This is a genomic window from Bradyrhizobium sp. Mp27, assembly GCF_029953005.1.
In the GTDB taxonomy this organism is placed as follows: Bacteria; Pseudomonadota; Alphaproteobacteria; order Rhizobiales; family Xanthobacteraceae; genus Bradyrhizobium; species Bradyrhizobium barranii.
Map to the genome: position 1 here is coordinate 1 of NZ_JASAUS010000264.1, position 6,490 is coordinate 6,490.

The window sequence follows — 6,490 nt, forward strand, 5'->3', positions numbered from 1 at the left end:
TTTTCAAGAGCCGAAGACGCAGCGTCGCGAACTCGGCAGCGGCCAATTCCCGGGCTTTGGGAATGGCGTCGCGCACGGTCAGCATCAGCCAATAAGCGGCCGTATGGAGCAGCTGACTAGCCTTGACCGGGATGCCGTCCACCTCGGGTCTGGCGCACACGTACGATGCGTCGGTAAAGGGCGGAAGGAGCGGACCACTCCGCTGACCACACTCGCTCGGTGTGCACGCCAGGCATGGCTCAAGGAACCGTTGCGGAAAGGAGCAACAGCGTTGTTCCCGAACGTGCACGGGGGCAGGCTCAGTGCCGATAGCGTCCAGTCCCCTGCTGGGAAAGCATGTTCGTGTCGCTCACAAGAGTTGCCCGTCTTTGAAGGCCAAGAGCGTGTCACCGCACGTGCTGAGGCACAGCGCTGCGATGGAACTGCTGCAAGCCGGCGTCGACTGCTCCGTGATCGCGCTGTGGCTCGGTCATGAATCGGTCGAGACCACGCAGACGTACCTGCACGCCCACCTCGCGCTCAAGGAAGCTGCCCTGGCGAAGCTCAAGCCGTACGAGCGCGGCAAGCGAACCCGCTTCCAGCCGAACGACCGCCTACTCGCCTTCCTCGAGGCGCTCTGAACGACCAGACTCTGCCGAAAGGAATGGGGCTGCCCTGCACGCGATCGACGCGTGCCAGCGTGACAACGGCGTGCCGTACCAAATCCGTTCGGCATAGTTCGGCGGGCGGCATAAAGCTGCAAGCTGAACGGCATCAATCCGGAGGCCTATCTCGCCGACCTGATAGCCGCGTCAGCGACCACGCAGCCAATCGCATCGACGAGCTTCTTCCCTGGAACTGGCGCGCCCCATCCGACGCCAGACTGGCGGCCTGACCGTGGCTGCGATCACCCGGGTTTACACCCTCCCGCTCGCTGCCGAAATGCTCGGCGAGGACGCCGAACTGCTGTGGGAGGTCTATGTCGACATGGAGCCGGAAGACAGTTGCCTCTGGGTCTACGGGCCCGACGATCAGCAGATCCCCGCCTTCACTGACTTCGGCCTCGAAAGCCTGACCGACTTCATCCGCGAGCACAAAACCGCGGCGAGAAGGGCGGCGAACAAAAGCCCGGGTCATGACCGGGCGCTTACGGTATTGAAGATCTCAGGCCGGCCGAAGCGCGCCAAGGCCTCTTCGAGCGCGGACACGCAGAACGATGTGTCCATCGTGTTCGACAGGCGTCAGGCCAGCACCGCACGCTCTCAGCCGCATGTGTGAGTGAGCTCCGAAACTCGCACTGGTTCCCTACTCATTTAAACCGGCCATTGGACGCTGAGCATGTTGTTCCTGGAAGGCATAGCGTCATCAGCTGGCTCCATATCGAAATTGTATTGGTGCTCGGTCGATCGTGGGTACATGGAGAGCGGATACTACTCCCTTGAGCGGCTACCTGCCTTTCTCCTAGGAACTCGGTTCCGACAAATACGATGTGTGGAGACGTACGCCCAGTGAAAACTATTGTTGTGGTTCGCCAAGTCGGGGTGATGGTGAATGGTGTGTCCTGCCGAGCGCTTCAACGCGGCTGAGCCAGGTGCCCCAGTCCCACAGCGGTCACACTTAGCAGAGGAAGTTAGATGCAACTGGCGACAAGAGCTGCGATGCCGTCCATCCAACCACGTGGTCGTTCAATTCCGGTGGCGGCCCAGGTGCCGGAGCACGCGCGTACCGGGGGCAACGCTTGGTCCTCGCATCTGATCGAGGAGGCGACCCTAGACGCCTGCGAAGGGTCCGATCGCGCCCCCGGTTGCAAGGTTTTCGACTATGACCTGCATGATCTGGCCGAAAACGATAGCGCCGCGTCTTTACCCTTGATCGCCAGCTCGTTCATCGGTGCCAGGCCCCCCCCTGTACAGCGTCGGCGAGCGCCCGAAGAGCTGTCACGATCGGTTGAACTCGCCGAGTTGACCAGGGGGATCGCCGAGCACGCTCTGGTCAGCCGAGACTATGCCGGCAATACGGGGGTGCACGTCACGCTAAACCGCAAATTGTTCGGCGATGCGTTTGTTATCGTCAGTTGCCAGCATGACACCCTAAGGGTTTGCATCGAATCCGAGCGGCTTTGGCCTATCCTGCAGGTACATGGCCATGCATTTGCGCGCGATTTGTCTGATCAGCTTAAAATGCGCATCGTGATGGCCCTCTTCGCCTACAGCTCAACGTTGGACGAACAAGGCAGCAACCGGCGATCTCGCGGATTTGAGACACTGCTCTACTACAAAGCTGAGAAGGGCGCGTGATCGATCTGCCCTGCTATGACCCACGTGAGGCTGCCGCCGTTTCGCGTCTTGCTACACGTCTGCCAGTCCCCTTCAACATCGCTGGCATCGACGTGGAAGCTGTCATGCCAGGCTGGACAACTCCGCGCCTACCAGCAGATTACTGCCGGGCTGTGATGCGCCCACGCGGCCACAGGATTCGCGTCGCAGTTGACTCGACGCTCCTTCCGGCGGTGGCTGTACAACATTGGCCGGAAATTGCCGCATTGCCTCCGGGGGACGGCCTGCGAGAAATCCTGTTCGACATTGTCTTCCGAGATCTTGCGATCAAGGTGGAACAATGGTGTGGACATCGGCCGACTTGGTCTTCGGCCGAAACCACTGAAGTGTTTCTGTACGCATTTGAGATTCTTCGCTTGGAGCGTCCAAACGACGTCGTTGGGCTGGTGGAATTCGATGGCAGCGGGCTGCAATGGATCGCCGACTGCTGCTCTGCGCTTCCGGTCGCATGCGCCGCGCTCGATGATCTGCCCGTTTGTCTCGTTCTGCTGGTCGAGCGCATCAGCCTTATTTCGACGGATCTGCATCAACTCGCGTTAGGTGACGTCATCCTGCTGGATACCACCCCGGTCGGCAATGACGGCATCATAACTGTTCTCCTATGCCTCTCTGGCGATCCTTGCTTTCGCGCCTCGATCTGCAATGGCCGCCTTACCGTCCTTTCAGCTGTGGACTGTATGATGGACAGACCGGATCTGCTTCCACCGGAAACCTTCGACAGCATTGATCTTCCCGTTGATGTGGATGCTGGGCGCCTGACAATGCCCCTCAGGCAGCTTCGCGAATTGGCAATCGGCCAGGTGCTGGATCTTGGTTTTGATGCCACGACCAATATCAGCTTGCGCGTCAATGGCCAGATCGTTGCAACCGGCGAACTGGTGCGCATCGCCGAGCGAACGGGTGTGCGCGTGCTTGACTTGCGATTAGCCCGAGCAGAACGATGACGGGGCTGCCTGATCCCGCGACGCTGATCGTCCTACTCGCCGCCATTGCGATCGCCCCTTTCGTTGCGATTACCGTCACCTCTTACGTGAAGCTCGTCGTCGTCTTTGGGCTCATTCGCAATGCTCTCGGCGTTCAGAACATTCCGCCGAACATGGCGCTGAATGCGATCGCAATCCTGCTCTCGGCCTACATCATGCAGCCAGTGGCTAAAGCTGCGTATGAAGCCGTGCGGGACAAGCCAATCGCATCCCAAGATCTCCGCGAATTAGAGACAATGGTAACGCTAGCTACTGAGCCAGTTCGCAACTTTCTTTTGAAGAATGCGTCGCAACGGGAACGGAAATTCTACGTCAATGCGGCTCGGGGATTGTGGAGCAAGGAGGACGCCGCCGCCATAATGGGCAACGAATTCATGATTTTGATTCCGGCCTTCATCACATCCGAACTGGAAGACGCGTTCAAGATCGGCTTCTTATTGTTTCTGCCGTTTATCGTCATCGATCTCGTCGTGTCGAACATCCTTTTGGCAATGGGCATGATGATGGTTTCGCCAATGACCATATCCTTGCCATTCAAGCTATTCTTGTTCGTTGCCGTGAATGGGTGGCAGCGCCTCATTCATGGCCTCATCTTCTCCTACGCAGGAGCAGCACCATGAATACCGCCACACTCACCAACATCGCCATTGGCGCGCTCAAACTGACACTTATCCTCTCGATGCCTACAGTCCTCGTCGCTACAGGCGTCGGATTGATCGTCAGTGTGGTGCAAGCTCTGACCCAAGTTCAGGAGCAGGCACTCTCCTTCGCGGTGAAGCTGATATGCGTGAGCCTGACACTGGCCGCCACCGCGAATTGGTTTGGTGAACTTAGCCGGTATACGGCGAGCATCTTCGATCAAATCGCCCGGATATAAGTTTGAAGGCCCCAGGGGCCCGGTCGATTGCCTCTCTTCGCCCGCGCGGCACGCAACAAGAGCGACCGCCGCCAACTCGCTGTCTATGCGCTTGACTAATGCATTCCATGTCGCCACTTAATCCGGCTCACCTGCATACATTTCTTATTGTTCTTGCGCTTGCGATGGCGCGTGTGACAGGGATGATGTTGGTCATCCCGTTCCTGGGACGCGGCATGGTGACGGCGTTGGCGCGCAACGGCGTGATCATGGCATTGGCGCTCCCGGTAATGGTGTTTGCTTGGGCAACGAGGCCTGCGGACCTCGATATCACACGTCTGGTGCCGGTGCTGGGCCTGGGGCTCAAGGAACTCTTGCTCGGGTGCGTCCTAGGCATGCCAATTGCCGCGACTATGTGGGGTGTGGAAGCCGCAGGCACGTTCATTGACCACCAGAGGGGGGCCACAATGACAAGCCTCTTGAGCCCGGCAAGCGTCAGTCCGGACTCGCCGCTTGGGATCTTCCTGGCTCAGCTTTACGCTACATGGCTGCTCGTCAGCGGCGGCTTTTCCAAACTGCTGGAAGCCCTCTATCGCTCCCACGAGATCTGGCCGCTGTGGAGCTTTTATCCTGAATTTGGTCTAACCTTCGTCACTGGTGTGTTAGATCTTGCAGACCTCGTGATGCGGCTGACGTTGCTTCTCGCCGGTCCAGCCATCGTGGCGATGTTTCTCAGCGAATTGGGGTTGGCACTAATCAGCCGGTTCGCACCGCAACTGGATGTCTTCTTTCTCGCTATGTCGGTCAAGAGCGCAGTCGCCCTTCTGCTGCTGATTCTCTCGCTCACGATTGTTTTGACCAGCGCCGACAAGCATATGCCGTCACCTGTCGCGATCCTCAATCGTATCGTCAGGTGACTGTCGTGGTCGGTAGAAAAACTGAAAGGCCGACCCCCAAGAGGCTGCGGGATCTGCGCAAGAAGGGCCAGGTCCCTCACAGTAAGGAAGTCGTGTCGGCGGCGGTGACCATTGGGTTCTTCGCGCTGTTCTTCATCTCTTTGCCTGGCTTAATAGATCGACTTGAGGCAACGATGCTGTTGCCCGTATCATTTCTCGAAGAGGACTTCCTAATTGTCAGCCAACGACTCCTCGAGTTCTATATCGGTGAAGTACAAAGCATGGTGGCTCCGTTCCTCGGCGTGGTCCTGGTCATCGGCGTAGTCGCCAACGCGGTGCAGAACGGGGCGATTTTCTCGCCCGAAGCTGTCTCGCCGTCACTCAAGAAGCTGAACCCCGCTGAGAACGTGAGAAGGATAGTCTCGCTGCAGAATCTCGTCGATCTGGGTAAGGCGATCGTGAAGGTTCTGATACTTGGCCTCGTCATAATGCTTGTACTGCGCCAAGGTGTACATGCGCTTGTGTGGACGCCGAGTTGTGGCATATCGTGCCTAAGTGCGGTGACGAGCAACCTGCTGCTCCGGATCGCTAGTTATGTGGGGGCGAGCTACCTTGTGGTGGCAATTGCGGACTTTGCGTTCCAGCGATGGCAGTTCACGAACAAGAATTTGATGTCGCTGGACGAAGTGAAACGAGAATCCAAGGAAAATGAAGGCGACCCTCTGATCAAAGGCCGACGCAGGCACTTCCATTCGCAATTGTTGGCCAAGGGCGCAATTGGGCAGTCGCGTCGAGCGACCGTACTGATCACCAATCCCACACATATTGCAGTGGCGATTTATTACGATCGACAGCGAACCCCGCTGCCCATGATCGACGCCATCGGCACCGATTTCTTGGCGCAGCAAATGATTGATGCCGCGGCCGAGGCCGGAGTGCCGGTAATGCGAAACATTCCGCTGGCGCGCGCGCTCCTGGAGGACGGCCTGGTGGATGAGTATATTCCATCACACCTGATTGTGCCTCTCGGGACGGTTCTGCGGGCGCTCGGAAACCTGGCGGCTGAGACCTCTTATCGGTCCTGACGTCAGTGACGTTGATCGTGGATCGCAGTTTCCAACGGCCGGAAACATGTCGCCGGTCTGACTGACCTGCGGTTCTCCCGCCAGCCGTAGGCACAGATATTGCCTCATAACGAATATCTATTTGTTCGATGGGGGGGGACGAGGCATGAGATATCCCGCCTCCGAAAAGGCCGAGATCATCCAGCTGGGAGCTATGCGGGAAAGTGGGTGATGACGGACTGAGATAGGCGGCGTATTGAGGCGGGTGCAGAGCTGGCCCCGGTTGTTTGGACAGCGCCCCGCTGGATTTAAGTGGATTCCTGCCGGGTTATGCTGAACGCGGGGCTTTACGGTTTTGTCGTTGCGTCGGGAGGGC

General features: G+C 58.3%; 8 protein-coding genes. All 8 read left to right on the forward strand.

The genetic code is table 11. The annotated features are described in order from the left end of the window. Positions 1 to 368 precede the first annotated feature (368 nt). The 8 genes from QJT78_RS47350 to QJT78_RS47385 all read left to right on the forward strand — a co-directional run bounded on the left by QJT78_RS47350 (position 369) and on the right by QJT78_RS47385 (position 6,135). Complete coding sequence (locus QJT78_RS47350) at positions 369 to 620, forward strand: tyrosine-type recombinase/integrase (RefSeq protein ID WP_038953958.1); 252 nt, start codon at positions 369 to 371, stop codon at positions 618 to 620. Positions 621 to 876: 256 nt separating this feature from the next. Next, positions 877 to 1,257 carry a hypothetical protein gene (locus QJT78_RS47355; RefSeq protein ID WP_281460736.1) on the forward strand — a complete coding sequence of 127 codons (381 nt, stop codon included), beginning with the start codon at positions 877 to 879 and terminating at the stop codon, positions 1,255 to 1,257. A 356-nt stretch (positions 1,258 to 1,613) separates the two neighbouring features. Beyond that, positions 1,614 to 2,276: a hypothetical protein gene (locus tag QJT78_RS47360; protein WP_129557675.1), complete on the forward strand. Its 663-nt coding sequence runs from the start codon at positions 1,614 to 1,616 to the stop codon at positions 2,274 to 2,276. After that, entirely contained in the window at positions 2,273 to 3,259 is a 987-nt protein-coding gene (locus QJT78_RS47365) for a FliM/FliN family flagellar motor switch protein (protein WP_080587060.1), read from the forward strand. Before QJT78_RS47360 ends, QJT78_RS47365 begins: the two co-directional genes overlap by 4 nt. Then, positions 3,256 to 3,918 carry a type III secretion system export apparatus subunit SctR gene (gene sctR / locus QJT78_RS47370; RefSeq protein WP_028154234.1) on the forward strand — a complete coding sequence of 221 codons (663 nt, stop codon included), beginning with the start codon at positions 3,256 to 3,258 and terminating at the stop codon, positions 3,916 to 3,918. Before QJT78_RS47365 ends, sctR begins: the two co-directional genes overlap by 4 nt. Beyond that, positions 3,915 to 4,175, forward strand: a complete 261-nt coding sequence (sctS, locus tag QJT78_RS47375) for a type III secretion system export apparatus subunit SctS (RefSeq protein ID WP_028154235.1) — start codon at positions 3,915 to 3,917, stop codon at positions 4,173 to 4,175. The genes sctR and sctS overlap by 4 nt, the downstream gene beginning before the upstream one ends. Positions 4,176 to 4,282: 107 nt before the next feature. After that, positions 4,283 to 5,071 carry a type III secretion system export apparatus subunit SctT gene (gene sctT, locus QJT78_RS47380; RefSeq protein ID WP_063629911.1) on the forward strand — a complete coding sequence of 263 codons (789 nt, stop codon included), beginning with the start codon at positions 4,283 to 4,285 and terminating at the stop codon, positions 5,069 to 5,071. A 5-nt stretch (positions 5,072 to 5,076) separates the two neighbouring features. Then, positions 5,077 to 6,135 (forward strand): EscU/YscU/HrcU family type III secretion system export apparatus switch protein, encoded by a 1,059-nt coding sequence (locus QJT78_RS47385; protein ID WP_028154236.1) that lies wholly within the window; start codon positions 5,077 to 5,079, stop codon positions 6,133 to 6,135. The last annotated feature ends 355 nt before the right edge of the window (positions 6,136 to 6,490 follow it).

What these genes read in the sequence shown, in the direction of transcription:
- QJT78_RS47360 (WP_129557675.1), top strand. Translation starts at nt 1,614, where the DNA reads ATGCAACTGGCGACAAGAGCTGCGATGCCGTCCATCCAACCACGTGGT.
- sctR (WP_028154234.1), top strand. Translation starts at nt 3,256, where the DNA reads ATGACGGGGCTGCCTGATCCCGCGACGCTGATCGTCCTACTCGCCGCC.
- sctS (WP_028154235.1), top strand. Translation starts at nt 3,915, where the DNA reads ATGAATACCGCCACACTCACCAACATCGCCATTGGCGCGCTCAAACTG.
- sctT (WP_063629911.1), top strand. Translation starts at nt 4,283, where the DNA reads ATGTCGCCACTTAATCCGGCTCACCTGCATACATTTCTTATTGTTCTT.